This window comes from Marinobacter pelagius (genome assembly GCF_900114925.1).
GTDB lineage: Bacteria > Pseudomonadota > Gammaproteobacteria > Pseudomonadales > Oleiphilaceae > Marinobacter > Marinobacter pelagius.
The window spans coordinates 470488-486297 of sequence record NZ_FOUR01000003.1; the positions used below are offsets into that span (position 1 = coordinate 470488).

At 58.7% G+C, this 15810-nt stretch carries 17 protein-coding genes; 6 read left to right on the forward strand and 11 right to left on the reverse strand.

Annotated elements, in window-relative coordinates; translation table 11 throughout:
* Positions 1-30: 30 nt before the first annotated feature.
* The 3 genes from BM254_RS09230 to BM254_RS09240 are packed head-to-tail and all read left to right on the forward strand — an operon-like array spanning position 31 to position 2669.
* A complete protein-coding gene (locus tag BM254_RS09230) occupies positions 31-939 on the forward strand; it encodes a cation diffusion facilitator family transporter (RefSeq protein WP_092002046.1) in 909 nt (302 codons plus the stop codon).
* A 45-nt stretch (positions 940-984) separates the two neighbouring features.
* Positions 985-1152, forward strand: a complete 168-nt coding sequence (locus BM254_RS09235) for a DUF2256 domain-containing protein (protein WP_092002049.1) — start codon at positions 985-987, stop codon at positions 1150-1152.
* Positions 1149-2669 carry an FAD-binding domain-containing protein gene (locus tag BM254_RS09240; RefSeq protein WP_092002052.1) on the forward strand — a complete coding sequence of 507 codons (1521 nt, stop codon included), beginning with the start codon at positions 1149-1151 and terminating at the stop codon, positions 2667-2669. The genes BM254_RS09235 and BM254_RS09240 overlap by 4 nt, the downstream gene beginning before the upstream one ends.
* On the opposite strand, the gene BM254_RS09245 is transcribed toward BM254_RS09240, so the two are convergent.
* The 3 genes from BM254_RS09245 to BM254_RS09255 all read right to left on the reverse strand — a co-directional run bounded on the left by BM254_RS09245 (position 2670) and on the right by BM254_RS09255 (position 5307).
* Positions 2670-3134 (reverse strand): universal stress protein, encoded by a 465-nt coding sequence (locus tag BM254_RS09245; RefSeq protein WP_092002055.1) that lies wholly within the window; start codon positions 3132-3134, stop codon positions 2670-2672.
* Positions 3106-4725, reverse strand: a complete 1620-nt coding sequence (locus BM254_RS09250; RefSeq protein WP_092002058.1) for a BCCT family transporter — start codon at positions 4723-4725, stop codon at positions 3106-3108. The genes BM254_RS09245 and BM254_RS09250 overlap by 29 nt, the downstream gene beginning before the upstream one ends.
* A gap of 87 nt (positions 4726-4812) precedes the next feature.
* Positions 4813-5307: a hypothetical protein gene (locus BM254_RS09255; RefSeq protein ID WP_092002061.1), complete on the reverse strand. Its 495-nt coding sequence runs from the start codon at positions 5305-5307 to the stop codon at positions 4813-4815.
* Between the two features lie 384 nt (positions 5308-5691).
* Here BM254_RS09255 and BM254_RS09260 point away from each other — a divergent pair, with 384 nt between their 5' ends.
* From BM254_RS09260 to BM254_RS17770, 3 genes are read left to right on the forward strand one after another with little or no spacing between them, the layout of a single operon-like run.
* A complete protein-coding gene (locus BM254_RS09260) occupies positions 5692-6066 on the forward strand; it encodes a hypothetical protein (protein ID WP_092002064.1) in 375 nt (124 codons plus the stop codon).
* A 48-nt stretch (positions 6067-6114) separates the two neighbouring features.
* Positions 6115-6852, forward strand: a complete 738-nt coding sequence (locus tag BM254_RS09265; RefSeq protein WP_175497232.1) for a HupE/UreJ family protein — start codon at positions 6115-6117, stop codon at positions 6850-6852.
* Between the two features lie 15 nt (positions 6853-6867).
* Positions 6868-7563 carry a hypothetical protein gene (locus BM254_RS17770; RefSeq protein ID WP_092002067.1) on the forward strand — a complete coding sequence of 232 codons (696 nt, stop codon included), beginning with the start codon at positions 6868-6870 and terminating at the stop codon, positions 7561-7563.
* Between the two features lie 125 nt (positions 7564-7688).
* Here BM254_RS17770 and BM254_RS09275 read toward each other — a convergent pair whose 3' ends face one another.
* From BM254_RS09275 to BM254_RS09310, 8 genes are all read right to left on the reverse strand, one after another.
* The gene (locus BM254_RS09275) at positions 7689-8075 is read right to left on the reverse strand and encodes a DUF302 domain-containing protein (RefSeq protein ID WP_092002070.1); all 387 of its coding nucleotides are present in this window, start codon (positions 8073-8075) and stop codon (positions 7689-7691) included.
* Between the two features lie 24 nt (positions 8076-8099).
* Entirely contained in the window at positions 8100-10457 is a 2358-nt protein-coding gene (locus BM254_RS09280; protein ID WP_092002073.1) for a heavy metal translocating P-type ATPase, read from the reverse strand.
* Positions 10450-10692, reverse strand: a complete 243-nt coding sequence (locus tag BM254_RS09285) for a hypothetical protein (RefSeq protein ID WP_175497233.1) — start codon at positions 10690-10692, stop codon at positions 10450-10452. Before BM254_RS09285 ends, BM254_RS09280 begins: the two co-directional genes overlap by 8 nt.
* A gap of 27 nt (positions 10693-10719) precedes the next feature.
* Positions 10720-12075 (reverse strand): APC family permease, encoded by a 1356-nt coding sequence (locus BM254_RS09290; RefSeq protein WP_092002076.1) that lies wholly within the window; start codon positions 12073-12075, stop codon positions 10720-10722.
* 23 nt (positions 12076-12098) lie between these two features.
* Positions 12099-12455: a hypothetical protein gene (locus BM254_RS09295; protein WP_092002079.1), complete on the reverse strand. Its 357-nt coding sequence runs from the start codon at positions 12453-12455 to the stop codon at positions 12099-12101.
* 176 nt (positions 12456-12631) lie between these two features.
* On the reverse strand, positions 12632-13303 hold the full coding sequence (locus BM254_RS09300; protein WP_425434487.1) for a copper resistance protein B: 672 nt from the start codon (positions 13301-13303) through the stop codon (positions 12632-12634).
* Between the two features lie 68 nt (positions 13304-13371).
* Positions 13372-15138, reverse strand: coding sequence for a copper resistance system multicopper oxidase (locus tag BM254_RS09305; RefSeq protein ID WP_092002084.1), 1767 nt, complete (start codon positions 15136-15138; stop codon positions 13372-13374).
* Between the two features lie 76 nt (positions 15139-15214).
* Positions 15215-15772: a cupredoxin domain-containing protein gene (locus BM254_RS09310; RefSeq protein WP_092002087.1), complete on the reverse strand. Its 558-nt coding sequence runs from the start codon at positions 15770-15772 to the stop codon at positions 15215-15217.
* Positions 15773-15810: the final 38 nt, after the last annotated feature.

Sequence of the window (15810 nt, forward strand, 5' to 3'; positions counted from 1 at the left end):
CCGCCAGATCTTCAGACCGGGAGAAAAGGCATGCACAGCCACCATGACCACGGGCACAGCCACGCGAGTCATTTCGATACCCATAGCCGTTCCTTCGCGCTGGCCATCGGGCTCAATATTTCCTTTGTTGTCATTGAGGCCATCTACGGCATGCTTTCCGGCTCACTGGCCCTGCTCGCGGACGCCGGCCACAACCTGAGCGATGTCCTGGGGCTGGTGATGGCCTGGGCAGCAAGCTGGCTGGCCACCCGCAAAGCCACCAACCGGAACACCTACGGCCTGAAGAAATCCACCATTCTTGCCGCATTGTTCAACGCCCTGTTCCTGATTGCGGCAGTCGGCGGCATTGCCTGGGAAGCCATCCGTCGTTTCAGTGAGCCGGCGGAGGTGGCGGGCATGACCGTGATTGTTGTCGCCGGGATCGGGGTGCTGATCAACGGCATTACCATGATGCTGTTCATGAAAGGCCAGGAGGGCGACCTCAATATCCGGGGCGCCTTCCTGCACATGGCGGCAGACACCGCCGTTTCCGTCGGTGTGGTACTTGCCGGTCTGATCATCATGTACACCGGAGCAAACTGGATTGATCCGGTTGTCAGCCTGGTGATTGCCGCCGTCATCTTCATCGGCACCTGGCAGTTGCTAAAGGACTCCCTGAACCTGGCAATGGATGCGGTACCCCGCAACATTGACCCTGAAAAGGTCTACGACAGCCTGATCCGACTACCCGGCGTCGAGTCGGTTCATCACCTGCACATCTGGGGCCTGAGCACGACTGAAAACGCTCTCACCGTGCATCTGGTAAAGCCGGAGCCGCACGATGATGACGCGGTGCTCGAGCAGGCCACCGAAATGCTGGAAGACGAATTCAATATCCAGCATGTCACCATCCAGTGGGAGCGGGTCGCCAGTATGTGTCCCAACATGGCCTATTGCTGAGCAAAGGCTGATCCCCGTGTGCCTTACCGGCGTAATAGAGGCGAAATGCCCAACCGGAAACAACTGGTGAGTCACAAGAAACCCAACCTGCCAACCAAAACCTGCCCGGTGTGCCAGCGCCCGTTCGCCTGGCGCCGGAAATGGTCCCGGGACTGGGAGAGCGTGCGTTATTGCAGCGAGCGCTGTCGCCGCGCCGGGAGGCATCGATCATGACCACGGTGGTGTGGTTCAAACGCGACCTGAGAACCCGTGATCACGGCCCTCTGGCGGCCGCGGCAGCCGTGGGGGAGCCGGTGTTGCCGCTGTTTGTCATTGAGCCGGGTTACTGGCAACTGCCGGATACCTCGGCACGTCAATGGAGCTTTATCGACGACTCCCTAAGTGACCTGAAACGGCAGCTGCGAAAGCTGGGCTCGGAGCTCATTGTCCATAGTGGTACGGTCACGGAAATACTCGAGCGACTGCGTAAAAGCGTTGGCGTGAGCCGGGTCTTTTGCCACCAGGAAACCGGCGGGAAATGGACGTTTGAGCGCGACCGGTCCGTCATTGCCTGGTGTGACAGCAATAACGTCGAGTTCCGGGAGTGGCAGCAGTTCGGGGTAGTACGCCGGTTGCAGGATCGGGACCGGTGGGACGACGAATGGTCCCGGGTAATGAAAGCCGGAGTCCAGGAAGCGCCGACCCAGCTGCCGCCATTGCCGGAACGAGTCCATGCGCCCGCTTCCTGGTACCCCCCGGAGGCGGCCTGCAACCAGGCCTGCCCGGATCGACAGGCCGGCGGCAGTGTCCGGGGAGAGAAGCTACTGGCATCGTTCCTGGATCGCCGGTGTGTGGGCTACCAGTACAACATCTCCAGCCCGGTAACCGCGGTCCGGGCCTGCTCACGGCTGAGTCCGCATATTGCCTACGGCACCATCAGCCTGAGGGAGATCTATCAGCAAGCCAGGGCCACCGGCCAGCATCGCAATACCCTGCCCCGCAAGCAGCGTAGCCTGACCAGCTTCCGTTCCCGGCTGCACTGGCATTGTCATTTCATCCAGAAACTGGAAGACGAGCCGGAACTGGAATTCCGGGCCATGCACCGGGAGCTGGAAAAACTGAAAAACGGGCCCAATAATTCCGAGCGCCTGCAACGCTGGCAGGAAGGCCAGACCGGCTGGCCGCTGGTGGACGCCTGCATGCGTTCCCTGCACCACACCGGCTGGATCAATTTCCGCATGCGGGCGATGCTGATGGCCGTGGCCAGCTACCAGTTATGGCTGCACTGGCGCGAGCCGGCCCTGCATCTGGCCCGGCAGTTCACGGATTTCGAGCCGGGTATCCACTATCCCCAGGCGCAGATGCAATCCGGCCTGACCGGCATCAACGCCCTGCGCATTTATAACCCGGTCCTCCAGAGCCAGAAACTGGACCCGGACGGCGAATTCATTCGCCGCTGGCTGCCGGAGCTGGCCGGCGTGCCGGCAGAAATGATCCACACCCCCTGGCTAATGACCCCGACACAGAAGCAACGGTTCGGAGGCAATACCTACATCAGCCCGGTGTGCGACCACGAACAGGCGGCGCGGGCCGCACGCAAGGCGATCGGCGAGTTCCGGAAACAGCACGTGAGCCGGGCCGAAACCGAACGGGTCCTGCAACGCCACGGCAGTCGCAAGGGACCGGTCCAGAAACGGCCGAAGCTGCCCTCGGACCAGAGCCAGCCGGACCAGTTGTCGCTGTTTGACTGATCAATCGCTTTCCTCGTTCTTTGGCTCCGGCTCGGCTTTCTCCTGCGACGGCAACACCAGCACCGGGCACGGCGCGTTCACCGAGACATACTCCACGGTGGCCCGGCGCAGGGGCCAGTGGCCGCTGCTGCCGCGGGAGACCAGGATCATCAGGTCGGCGCACAGCTGCCCGGCCAGGGCCACCAGCTTGTCACCGGCGGTGCCCGCCACCACATGAAAGCTGGCGTTACGATTCAGGGGCAGGTATTTGCGGGCGAGCAGATCCAGCATCTCGCGTACCTCCGCCTCTTTCTCCTCCGGCGCTTCCTCCGTCACATGAGGAAAAAAGCCACCACCGCCCGGGCTATAGACACTGGCCAGGTGCAGCTCACCATCCTCGGCCAGCAGATCCACCGCGGCCTCCAGGGCGCGCTTGCCCTCGCCGTCGTCTTCCGGATCAATGGCGATCAACAGCTTCCGATACATACTCGTTCTCCTGTTTGGTTTCGGCGGTGGCCTCCACTTCCGGGAAGGCTCTTCCCTGTACCAGGGCTTCCACGCTGTAACCACGGTAATCCGCTCTCAGAGCCCGGAACAGTGATACAGCCATGAAGATCAGCAAAATGCAGAAAGGCAGGCCCAGGGAGGTAATGACGTTTTGCAGGGCATCCAGCCCGCCGGCCAGCAACAGCGTCGCGGCAATCACACCCTGCGCCGCCGCCCAGAAAATCCGTTGGCGCACCAGGGAGGGCTGATCGTCCCGGCGGGTCAGCAGATCAATGACCAGGGAGGCGGAATCCGAGGAGGTGGTAAAGAAGATCACGATAATCACCACACTCAGCGCCGATGCCACTTCCGCCAGCGGGAAGGCCTCGAGAAACGCGAAAATGGCGACGGAGGGGTCCTGCTGCACCTGGTCCGCCAGCGCCACCACGCCGTTCATCTCGACCTGGATGGCAGACAAGCCGAAGATCCCGAACCACACCAGCGTAAAAGCGGAGGGGGCAAACAGGACGCCGGCGACAAATTCCCGGATGGTCCGGCCCCGCGAGATCCGGGCGATGAAGATGCCGACATAAGGCGCCCAGGAGATGGTCCAGGCCCAATAGAACAGGGTCCACTGACGTTGCCAGTCGGTCTCCTTGAAGGTTTCGGTCCAGAAAGCCAGCCAGGGCAAGGCATCGAAGTAATCGCCCACGCTCTGCACCATGCCTTCGGCAATAAATACGGTTGGCCCAACCGCAAGTACGAACGCGAGCAGGACCAAGGCCAGCAGGATGTTGAGCTGGGACAGCCGGCGCACTCCCTTGTCCAGACCCAGGGCCACGGAGGTTGCGGCGATACTGGCGATTACGGCAATCAGGATAACCTGCACCAGTCCCGTGGAGGGCACGCCAAACAGGTAATTCAGCCCGCTGTTGAGCTGCAGCGTCCCAAGCCCCAGCGAGGTGGCCACGCCAAACAGGGTACCGAGCACGGCGATCACGTCCACTGCCCAGCCCCAGGGACCAAACGCCTTCTCACCAAGGATGGGGTAAAAAAGACTACTGATGCGCATGGGCAGGTTGTGCCGGTAGGCAAAATACCCGATCGCCAGGCCCGGCATGGCAAAGATGGTCCAGGTATGCAGCCCGAAGTGGTACAGCGCCACCGTCATGGCATCACTGGCGGCCCGCTCGGAACCCGGCTGCACTCCTTCGAAAGGTGGATTGGCAAAGTGGGAAACCGGTTCCGCCACACCCCAGAACATCAGGATGGTGCCGATACCGGCCGCGAACAGCATGGTGAACCAGGTCAGGTTCGAGTAGTCCGGCCGGCTGTCGTCGCCGCCAAGCCGGATGGTGCCGTAACGGCTGACCGCGAGGCCCAGCAGGAACACCAGCAGGGAGGTGACCGCAAGGATGTAGAACCAGCCAAGGTTGCGGGCCACCCAGCCGGTCAGCAGGCCGAAATACTCGGCCACCGCCTGATCAAAGGGCACCGCCAGGGCAACAAACAGCGTGGCCACCCCGGCAGAAGTGAAAAATACTCCCGGTATTGTCTGCAGTCCCAATCGACGTTGCAGCCGTTCCAGCACGCAAGCCTCCGCATCCGAAAATCGAAAAAGATGCTTTTCAACCTAGCACAGCTGTCAAGCCGATTGGGGGACCGGGATCAATTTACCTCAATTACTGTTGCTGTTCAGCTGCCGTTGATGCTGCAGCATCTGCTCCATCATCAACTGCATCTGGTCCATGCGTTGCTCCATGAACTGCAAACGCTGATCGGGTGACATGCCAACGGCATTGCCTTGGCGATTACCCTGGCCAGGCTGATTGTTCATCATGCCCTGCCCCTGGTTACCGCTCATCATCCCGCCGGCGCCTCCCATCATGCCCGGGCCCATCATGCCCCGGTGCATCAACTCCATCTGGTCTTCCATGGCCTCCCAGTGGTTTTCGAGGAATCGCTGACGCTCCTCGGGTGAACCGGCCCCGGGCATCTGCTGCATGAATCCGTTCATGCGCGACCAGTTCTGCTGCATTTGTTGCATCTGGTCCTGGTCCATCATCATGCCGGGACCATGGCCCTGCCAGTTACCCTGCTCGCCATGAGCAAACGCCCAGAAAGGAGCGGCCGCCAGAATGGTGCATGCTGCAAACTTCTTTATTGAAACCATCTTCATTCTCCATCACGCGGGTTCAAAACACTCACCCCCATTTAACGCTCAAGACCTGAATTCAAACTGAATTTCCTGATGCAAACCGAGTCGGATTTTGACCCCAATCAATTCCCTGACAATCCAGGCCAACGAGGATACCAAACCGCCTTACCACAGCCGCCAGAGCCACAAAACAGGCGATACTGATGACAGCTCTGATGGCGAGGGACGCCCAGAAGCCAAACCTCGGCAGAATGTATGGGAAAGCCAGATCATGGGAACATTTATTCGTTTTAATTCCTGAAAAACTGGACGGGAATGGTATTCTCTCTCCACACATCATTCCAACACTCTGTTGCGTGGGAAAGCACGCACAGGGCCTGTGTTCACAAGCTGAGTTTTATGATTACGGCCATCCACCGTAAAAAAGGGATTCCGGTTATTGTCATGCTGATCGCCCTGATCGGCATGACGTTCTCGGTCATGGGAGAAACCTCATCCCATGGAGTCTCGAAACTGACTGAAGCCGACGTTCTGCCTTCGGGAGATCACTCTCACAGTCACGATTATCACAGCTACAGCCTGCAAGATCAGCAAGACCACCATTCCCACCATGACTCCGGCAACCACTCCCACGAGTCCGCAGACCGACTCACCATGCCGGTGTTCTTCAATCTGAGCCTTTCACTTCGGCGCCCTGTTCCTTTTGCCGGAGAGGATCCCCGTAGTTTTCGTTACCGGCTCGACCGCCCGCCGAAACCCTTCGCGGTTGCCTGAGTCCTGCTGCCTGAGCAGCTGAACGAAAACACATTCTACGGAGTCATTATGCTGTCAACTTTGCTTGGCAAACCTCGCCATTGGGCGCGTGTTGCCGCCGGGGGAGCTCGCTTTTTATGGATACTCCTGACACTGGGCCTGCTCGGCCTCAGCGCTGATGCGTTGGCCCATGCCGTCGCCCAGGGCGACAAGGGGTACATTCAGGAGATTACCGGCATAAACCTGATCGCTTTCACCTACCTCGGTGCCAAACACATGGTCACCGGTTATGACCACCTGCTGTTTCTGCTGGGTGTCATTTTCTTCCTGTATCGCATGCAACATATCGCAATCTACGTGAGCCTGTTTGCGCTGGGGCATTCCACCACGATGCTGCTGGGGGTGTACTTCAATATCGGCATCAACAGCTACATCATCGATGCGATTATCGGCCTGTCGATCGTGTACAAGGCACTGGATAACATCGGCGCCTATCAACGCTGGTTTGGATTTCAGCCAAACACCAAGGCCGCCACGCTCATTTTCGGTTTTTTCCATGGCTTTGGGTTGTCCACCAAGATCCTCGAGTACGACATCTCGCCGGACGGGCTAATTCCGAATCTTCTCGCTTTCAACGTAGGCGTGGAAATCGGACAGCTCATCGCCCTGACCATGATCCTGATTGCCATCAACTTCTGGCGCAAAACCGACGGCTTTTTCCGTTACGCCTACACCGCGAATGTGGCCATGATGAGTGCAGGCTTTCTGCTCTTTGGCTATCAGCTCACCGGTTACTTTGTCGCCTGATTCTGGAGATTCGTTATGTACAACACCGATATACCCAACCGTGAAGAACTGCCCAGCGCCGGCAAACTGATTCGATCAACCATCATCGCTGCCATTGTGGCGCTAGTATTGCTGGTCACCGTAGTCATGCCTGCAGAGTACGCTCTGGACCCGACCGGCGCAGGTCGACTACTGGGATTAACTGAAATGGGCGAAATCAAGGAACAGCTGGCCGAAGAGGCCGCTGCTGACGAGGCTGCCCAGATGGTTGCCGTAAAGTCTTCGGGGGATCAAGAGGCACCGCAAGTTGCAGAACCCGTCATGGCTGAGGCTATCGAGGAAGCGGCCTCTGCTCAAGAACCAGAGGTTACGACTAGTGAGCCAAAGCCCACGCTTGAACCAGAAGCGGTGGAACCGCAATGGCAGGATGAAGTGCGCGTGGTTCTGACACCGGGTGAGGGAACCGAATTCAAACTCACTATGGAAAAAGGTGCTTCGGCCCGGTTCTCCTGGGTATCTGAAGGTGGCCCGATCAATTACGACACCCACGGCGATGGCAGTGGCCAGTCAATTTCTTACGAGAAGGGCCGAGGCGTTCCTGAGGATGAAGGCAGGCTTGTGGCTGCGTTCACTGGTAACCACGGTTGGTTCTTCCGGAACCGGAACGATAACGACATTACCCTGGTGCTTCGTACCCGCGGTGAATATGGGGAATTAAAGAAAATACTGTGATCGGCCAGGCATGAAGCTCGACCATTAGTCAGCTTCATGCCTGCAACACCACTTCACACTTAAAACATTTTATCACTCTTTCAAACTCCGAATTTAGCGGAGAGAGAGGGGCACGTGGCGATCGGTCAGATCGCCTCGACAACCTCAGACAGCATGTCACGGACTTTCCCCGCAACCTGTTTGAGTTCGTCATTATCAATGGCCGTCATGGACGCCACAGGATCAATGGCACTGACCTCCACGCCGTCCGGAACTTCCCTGAGGATCACGTTGCACGGCAGCATGGCACCGACGCGGGGTTCCACGCCAATGGCTTCCCAGGCCATACCGGGATTACAGGCCCCCAGAATCCGGTAGGCAGACATGTCTTTATCGAGCTTTTTCTTCATGGTGGCTTTGACGTCGATCTCGGTCAGCACGCCGAAGCCGTGGTCCCCCAGGGCCTGCCGCGCTCTCTGGTCCACATCCTCAAAATCGACATTCTTGATGAGACGGTTGATCGTGTATGACATGGTTATCTCCTGTGAGAGAAAAGTTCAGTGGTCCGGTCCGAGCCTGACCACTCGCAAACGCAGCGCGTTGACAATCACGCTGACTGAAGACAGCGACATCGCCGCCGCTGCGAAAATCGGGGACAGCAGGATGCCCGCAAACGGATACAACACCCCGGCGGCGATCGGCACGCCGGCAGAGTTGTAGATAAAGGCAAAAAACAGGTTCTGCCGGATGTTGCGCATGGTCGCCAGAGACAGCCGGCGGGCTTCCACAATGCCCATCAGGTCGCCCCGAAGCAGTGTAATACCGGCGCTTTCGATCGCGACATCCGTACCTGTGCCCATGGCCACACCCACATCCGCCGTTGCCAGTGCGGGTGCGTCGTTTACGCCATCGCCGGCCATAACCACAATACGGCCTTCGTCTTTCAGGCGCTGAACGATCTTGCCCTTGTCCTCCGGCAGGACTTCCGCCTCCACTTCGTCAATGTGCAGTTTGCGGGCAACGGCCTCAGCCGATGTGCGGTTATCGCCGGTCAGCATGACAACCCGGATGCCATCCTTCTGGAGTGCCGTTATGGCCGCTTCGGTGGTTTCTTTCACCGGATCGGCAATGGCAAGCAACCCACAAATCTTTCCGTCAACGGCTGCGAAAATCACCGTGGCCCCGTCCCTTCTGAGCTCGTCGGCTTCAGACTCAAAATCCGAGGTATCGACGCCTTCGGATTCCATCAACAGCCGGTTGCCAATCAGTACCTGCTGGCCATCGATCTTCCCGGTCACGCCTTTGCCGTTGGGGGAATCGAAACCCTCAGCATCGGGCAGCGTCAGGTCCATGGTCCTGGCTTTGTCGAGAATGGCATGAGCCAGCGGGTGTTCACTGCCCTTCTCCAGGCCGCCGGCAAACCGCATGAGCTCTTCCTCGCTGAACCCGTCCCCGACAACCAGTCGCGTTACCTGGGGCTTGCCTTCGGTCAGGGTGCCGGTCTTGTCCACCACAACCGTATCCACCTTTTCCATGCGCTCCAGGGATTCAGCATCGCGAATCAGCACGCCGCTTTGGGCGCCACGGCCAACGCCGACCATGATCGACATGGGCGTGGCCAGACCCAGGGCACAGGGGCAGGCAATGATCAGCACACTCACCGCAGCAATCAGCCCGAATGCCATGGGCGGCGTGGGCCCGAAGACGGACCAGACGATGAAGGCGATAATGGCGACCAGGATCACGGCCGGCACAAAATAGCCCGCGACCTTGTCGGCCAGGCCCTGAATGGGCGCGCGGCTGCGCTGGGCGCTGGCCACCATCTGCACAATCTGGGACAACATGGTGTCTCGGCCAACCTTGTCCGCCCGCATGATAAAGCTGCCCTGCTCATTGATACTGCCGCCGATCACCTGATCGCCCGATTTCTTGCTGACCGCCAGCGGCTCACCGGTGACCATGGATTCGTCCACGTTGGAGCTGCCCTCAAGCACCTCTCCGTCGAGCGGCACCTTATCGCCTGGGCGCACCCGCAAACGGTCACCCACCTTGACCTGGTCCAGTGAGACGTCGGACTCACCGCCGTTCTCGTCCAGCTTCCTCGCCGTCGCGGGCGCCAAATCCAACAAGGCCTTGATGGCGCCCGAGGTTTTTTCCCGGGCACGGAGTTCCAGCACCTGCCCCAACAACACCAGCACTACGATGACAGCGGACGCCTCGAAATAGACGGCCACCGAGCCGCCCTCCTGTCTGAACGCATCCGGGAAAACCTGAGGTGCAAGGGTCGCCACCAGGCTATAGATCAACGCCACGCCGGTACCAATGGCAATCAACGTGAACATATTCAGGTTACGACTGACCACGGACTTCCAGCCCCGGACAAAGAACGGCCAGCCACACCAGAGAACAACCGGCGTTGCCAGTACCAACTGGATCCAGTTGGATAGCTGAGGGGCGACAATGTGATCGAGCCCGGTCAGGTGCCCGCCCATTTCAAGCACCAGCACCGGCAGAGTCAGAACCAGTCCGATCCAGAACCGGCGGGTCATGTCCGTAAGCTCTGCGGATGGCCCATCATCCAGGCTCACCTGCTCAGGCTCCAGCGCCATACCACAGATCGGGCAGTCTCCCGGTCCCTGCTGGCGAATTTCGGGATGCATCGGGCAGGTGTAGATGGTGCCCGGCGGCACGGCCTCGTCCTGTTGCGGTTGCCCGCCGAGGTAGTGTTCGGGATCCTCGTCAAATTTCGACTGGCAGCGTGACGAGCAAAAGTACCAGGTTTTTCCACCGTGCTGGCTTCGATGCTCAGCCGTGTGGGGGTCTACGGACATTCCGCAAACCGGGTCCTTGGCGAGGTGCTCTCCATTTTCTCCTTCACCGTGGTGAGCATGGTGAGCGTGGTGGTGCTCAGGCATCCGGCCCCCCTTGTTTATCCGTGGGCCATTCAGAAAACGCAATAAAGTAAAGCAGGAAAAGATTAACCACTGGAATCAGGATCAGAATGCCCATCCAGCCCGGATATCCCGTGCGCTGGCAAATGCGCCAGGCCGGTATGACAACGACAATGCCGATTACCAGCATCCACAGCCAGTGCCCGGCCCACATCGTGTTATAAAACATGGTATTACCAAACGCTCCATTTCCCATCATGGCACTGATCTCCAGATCGATAACGTATTAATGGTGATGATGCACCTGAGTGCTCTCGTGCCCGGATTCGCCGGTGCGTGCGAACCTTGTCAGGAAGACCTGTTCGGCAATGGCGATCACCACCATCGCGGTCACGGCCACACCGATCACAAAGGGGTCGGTGTTCAGTTTCACCCAGACAAAGCCACCAAGCGCCAGCATATCCAGAATGATCGCCGTCGCCGGCACCCATGCGCTTGCCTTCACATCTGCCCGCAGATAGCGAAGCACGCCCCAGTGAATGGCAATGTCCATGACCAGGTAGAAGACGATCCCCAGGGCCGCAATGCGGGAAAGATCAAAAAACGCCGTGAGGACCAGCCCCAGAACCACAGTGTAGACCAGCGTGTGCTTCTGGATGGTTCCCGGCATGCCGAAATGACTGTGGGGCACCAGCTTCATCTCGGTCAGCATGGCCAACATGCGCGAGACAGCGAAGATACTGGCCAGAATGCCACCCGCCGTGGCCATCATGGCGATGGCAACCGTGAACCAGACGCCATACTCCCCCAGTGCCGGGCGTGCGGCTGCGGCAAGGGAGTAGTCCCGGGTCTCAATGATTTCGGCCAGTGAAAGATTGCTGGCAACGGCAAAACCAACCAGGGTGTAGATCACCACACAGGCTGCAATGGAGATAACGATAGCGCGCCCTACGTTCCGGTGCGGATCTTTCACTTCGGAGCCACTGTTGGTGATCGTGGTGAAGCCCTTGAAGGCCAGTATCCCGAGCGCGGTGCCCCCCAGGAAGTTACCAACCGTTCCCGCTTCTCCCGGTGCCGAGAAATCAACCGAAATGCTGTCGGCGATCCAGACACCCACCAGCCCGAAAACCAGTATCCCCCCGATTTTCAGAATGCCGATGAAGGAGGCCACTCCCTGGATCATCTGGTTACCCAGCAGGTTGATCAGAAAAGCCCCCAGGATCAGCGATACGCCGAGAATGGGTACCATGCGCCCGCTCTCGTCGCCACCGAACAGCTGCATGGTATAGGAACCAAACGTTCGGGCCAGAAAACTCTGGGCGATCACCATCGAGAAATACATCAGCAAGGCGTTGAAGGCGGTCGGCAAGTGGTTCCCGTAGGCCTTGTGCAGATACATACCGATGCCTCCCGCAGATGGCCAGGCATTGGAGATCTTGATATAGGAGTAAGCACTGAAGGCCACGATGACGGCAGCCGCCAGGAAAGCCAGAGGGAAAAGCACACCTGTCATCTGAGCCATCTGGCCAGTCAGTGCGAAAATACCGGCGCCAATCATGACGCCGGTCCCCAGCATCACGGTCCCCGGAAGAGTGAGACTTCCCTCCTGATAGTGGGAGGTTCTGTCCTGTTCACTGCCCATTCAGTCTCCTGTTATTCACGATTCTATTTGCGCTTCATGGGAGGGATCTTTGAACAACAGAACGGTTCATGGTTGGCATTGGCCCGTACGTTGTCATCGGTAAACCGGTACCAGGCCAGTTTCCTCCGCGTCCACCAACCACTCGCAAGCAGCCCCCCATAGCCCGCAATCAGGTCCAGCAATTCATCGGTGGACCAGTGGGTCCCATCATAGGTGACCATCAGCCGGTTGCCTGGCTTGCGCTCGGCAAAGTCCACGCAGGGGTGGTGATTCAGTTCGTGAATGAAATCCTCCCACTGGCTCTCTCCCAGACCCTCAACGGTCAGTTTCCTGTGTAGAAGGAAGGCCTCATGGCTGGTTGCTTTGTGAGCCTTGGTCATGGCTGTTACCTCCCGACCTGTTTGCTTTTCACTCCCATCACAACATCCGAAGCTGAATTGCGGCTGAAAATCACGGAGCTCAACTGCCTTCAGTTGACTCACATCAATCCTCGGGGCAACAAAAAACAGGCCGAGGGGAAACCCCGGCCCGTTTAATGAGAGCGTAAGCTGCGGGTTCAGAACGAGACCCTGGCTCCGATAACGGCGAACCAGTCCTCGGTGCCTGCGCCCTCCGCTCTCGCAAGGTCGGCAGTGTCGCCATACTTGCGCTCGTGGACCACGCCCAGGTAGGGCGAGAAGGAGCGGTCAATCAGGTCATAGCTCAATCGGAGCCCGGTTTCTGTAGAAACCAGCCCCTTGCCCACACCAATTTCCCGGTCTTCACTGAAGGCAACGGTGGCATCCAGCGCAGCGGACAGGATCAGGTGGTTGGTGAACAGCAGTTCATACTCGGCATCAAACTCCGCCGAGGTATCGCCCTCGTCACTGACATACAGGCTGGCATCAACCTCGAACCAGTGCGGAGCCAGGCCGGTCAGCCCCAGCACCCCATAGGTACGATCCGGGCCTTCCGGGGTATCGAAGCGGACACCGGCCTTGGCGTCAAAGAAGTCGGAAACCGGCGTCTGCAGGAGCAACTGGTTTTCCAGCTTCTCGTAAGCCTCTTCCTCGATCGCGTACTCACCCTTGGACTGCCAGCGGAACTTGAGTTCGTCGGTACCGTAGAAGGCATCGCCGTTCCAGACTCCCAATTCCTCGTCATCGTCGCTGTAGCGGTACTCAAGCTCTTCGAACTGAACGCCCCAAAGGGTCAGTGCGTCCTTGCGGCTGGTGTCGTCCTGCGGCATATCGCTGCCCAACGCCGGTAGCGATGGCAAAGTCAGCGCCAGGGCAAATGCAGACAGGGTCAGAGTCTTCATGCGTCACCTCCGTCCTTTGCAACTTCAGCGCCGGCGGTGTTGCCCTGATCCGGACCACCCTCGACCACGACCTTGCGGAACATACCCGACGCGGCGTGGTAAGAAAGATGACAGTGGAAAGCCCACTGGCCCGGTGCATCCACTTCGGTTTCCATGTAGACCGTCGTGCCCGGTTGAACACTGATGACGTGCTTGACCGGGTTCCACTCCCCGGCCCCGACATCCAGGATCGACCACATGCCGTGCAGATGCATGGGGTGGGTCATCATGGTTTCGTTGACGAACTTGAACCGGACCCGCTCTCCGTACTGGAGCCTCAGCGGCTCTGCGTCCTCGTATTTGACGCCGTTGATACTCCAGGTGTAACGCTCCATATTGCCGGTCAGACGAAGCTCGATTTCACGTGTGGGCTCGCGCTCCTCATACAGTGGCTTCTGTGCCCGCAAATCGGCGTAAGAGAGAAACTTTCCACCATTCGCTGCCACCGGGACCAGGCCACTGCCCTCGGCATAGAAAGGATCGCTGGCACCTCCCTCGGACATGATCATGGCGCCGTGATCCATGCCGGAATGGTCCATTCCCGCCATCGAGTCACTGGCGTCAGCGGCCATTCCGGAGTCGTCCTTCATACCATCCGGGTCCATTTCGCCCTGGTTCATGTCGCTGTGATCCATTCCAGCGGAGGCATCAGCGCCGGTCATATCACCATGGTCCATACCATGCATGCCACTCATATCCGCCATGGTCAGCAAGGGCGCCTCCCGCAATCCGGGAACGGGCCCTTCCATGCCTTCCTCGGGCGCCAGTGTGGCTCGGGCATAGCCCGACCGCCCCATGGATTCGGCGAAGATGGTGTACGCCTCGGCGGTTTTTGGCCGGACAATCACATCGTATGTTTCTGCCACACCGATGCGGAACTCGTCCACGTTAACCGGCTGCACGTTATTGCCGTCAGCCTGCACCACGGTCATCTCCAGGCCCGGAATCCGGATATCGAAGTACGCCATGGCAGACGAATTGATGAATCGGAGGCGGATGCGCTCGCCCGGTTCGAACAGCCCGGTCCAGTTCTGTTCGGGCCCCTTGCCATTGATCAGGCCGGTAAAGCCCTGAACGTCTTCCACATCGGCCTTCATCATGCGCATGTCGCCCCAGGCCAGACGGTCCTGCAGGGCGGTCATGAAACCGTGCTTAGAGATATCGGCAAAGAAATCCCCGACCGTCTGCTGCTGACGGTTGTAGTAATCCGGCATCATCTTCAGGTTACGCATGACCCGGTTGGCATCGTGCGGGTGTTTGTCGGTGAGCTGGACCACATAGTCCCGGTCGTACCGGAAGGGCTCGCGCCCCTCGGGTTCGATCACGATTGCACCATAGGCGCCGTTGGGCTCCTGAAAACCGGAATGGCTGTGGAACCAGTAGGTGCCGCTCTGCACGATGGGAAACTCGTACGTGAACGTCTCACCGGGCTGGATACCCTCAAAGCTGATACCCGGCACACCATCCTGCTCGAACGGCAGGATCAGTCCGTGCCAGTGAATGGAGGTCGGCTCATCCAGATTATTGGTGACATTGATCGTCACGCTCTCCCCTTCCTTGAACCTGAGTACCGGTCCGGGAGAGGCTCCGTTGTAGCCGATGCCCTCTTTCACAAAGTCACCGGTGTCGATCATCACGCGGTCCACGGTGAGGCTGTACTCACCGGCAGCGGCCATCACAGGCATAAGGAGCCCGAGGGCCCCTGCCATAAGGGCGTTTTTCATGTGTTGGTTACTCCTGGAATACTGCAACGGGAGCACCGGAAAAGTGGTGCTCCCTTCTTATCGTCCTCGGGCGGGATCAGTCTGCGCGGGCCTGGGTGTCGGCTGCGGAATCGAAGTTCACGTCACCGTACATTCCGGACTGGTAATGGCCAGGGATATTGCAGGCGAATTCCATGTTGGTCTTGCTGCTGAAGGTCCAGATGATTTCCTTCTTCTGGCCCGGCTCGAGCAGTATGCTGTTGGGATCATCATGCTTCATGGTTTGGCCGTTACCCATATCCATATTCATCATATCCTCATTGAGCTTATCCCCCTGAATTACGCCGTGTTCGACCATCATTTTCATTTCATCCTGATGGGCCTCATGCATTTCAGGGGTGCCGATATTGAACTCATGTACCAGTCTGCCCTTGTTCTCGATCACGAAACGCACGGTCTCGCCACGGGCCACCTCGATGGCTTCGGGTTCGTAATAGTTGTCGTGCATTTCCACCTGGATGGTGCGGGAAACATCGCCTGCATTTCCGGGCTCACCAATGCTGCTTCCGTGGCCACCACCATGACTGCCTGCGGCAAATGTGGTTGCGGTCATCGACATGGCCGCAGCCGCAACAAAAAGCTTTGATGCATTCATCCCATTTTCTCCTGTGAAATAATGTGCGTTGGAACGCG

What these genes read in the sequence shown, in the direction of transcription:
- BM254_RS09280 (WP_092002073.1), bottom strand. Translation starts at nt 10,457, where the DNA reads ATGCCTGAGCACCACCACGCTCACCATGCTCACCACGGTGAAGGAGAA.
- BM254_RS09285 (WP_175497233.1), bottom strand. Translation starts at nt 10,692, where the DNA reads ATGATGGGAAATGGAGCGTTTGGTAATACCATGTTTTATAACACGATG.
- BM254_RS09245 (WP_092002055.1), bottom strand. Translation starts at nt 3,134, where the DNA reads ATGTATCGGAAGCTGTTGATCGCCATTGATCCGGAAGACGACGGCGAG.
- BM254_RS09230 (WP_092002046.1), top strand. Translation starts at nt 31, where the DNA reads ATGCACAGCCACCATGACCACGGGCACAGCCACGCGAGTCATTTCGAT.
- BM254_RS09300 (WP_425434487.1), bottom strand. Translation starts at nt 13,303, where the DNA reads ATGCCGCAGGACGACACCAGCCGCAAGGACGCACTGACCCTTTGGGGC.
- BM254_RS09235 (WP_092002049.1), top strand. Translation starts at nt 985, where the DNA reads ATGCCCAACCGGAAACAACTGGTGAGTCACAAGAAACCCAACCTGCCA.
- BM254_RS09255 (WP_092002061.1), bottom strand. Translation starts at nt 5,307, where the DNA reads ATGGTTTCAATAAAGAAGTTTGCAGCATGCACCATTCTGGCGGCCGCT.
- BM254_RS09240 (WP_092002052.1), top strand. Translation starts at nt 1,149, where the DNA reads ATGACCACGGTGGTGTGGTTCAAACGCGACCTGAGAACCCGTGATCAC.
- BM254_RS09290 (WP_092002076.1), bottom strand. Translation starts at nt 12,075, where the DNA reads ATGGGCAGTGAACAGGACAGAACCTCCCACTATCAGGAGGGAAGTCTC.
- BM254_RS09305 (WP_092002084.1), bottom strand. Translation starts at nt 15,138, where the DNA reads ATGAAAAACGCCCTTATGGCAGGGGCCCTCGGGCTCCTTATGCCTGTG.
- BM254_RS17770 (WP_092002067.1), top strand. Translation starts at nt 6,868, where the DNA reads ATGTACAACACCGATATACCCAACCGTGAAGAACTGCCCAGCGCCGGC.
- BM254_RS09310 (WP_092002087.1), bottom strand. Translation starts at nt 15,772, where the DNA reads ATGAATGCATCAAAGCTTTTTGTTGCGGCTGCGGCCATGTCGATGACC.
- BM254_RS09260 (WP_092002064.1), top strand. Translation starts at nt 5,692, where the DNA reads ATGATTACGGCCATCCACCGTAAAAAAGGGATTCCGGTTATTGTCATG.
- BM254_RS09295 (WP_092002079.1), bottom strand. Translation starts at nt 12,455, where the DNA reads ATGACCAAGGCTCACAAAGCAACCAGCCATGAGGCCTTCCTTCTACAC.
- BM254_RS09275 (WP_092002070.1), bottom strand. Translation starts at nt 8,075, where the DNA reads ATGTCATACACGATCAACCGTCTCATCAAGAATGTCGATTTTGAGGAT.
- BM254_RS09265 (WP_175497232.1), top strand. Translation starts at nt 6,115, where the DNA reads ATGCTGTCAACTTTGCTTGGCAAACCTCGCCATTGGGCGCGTGTTGCC.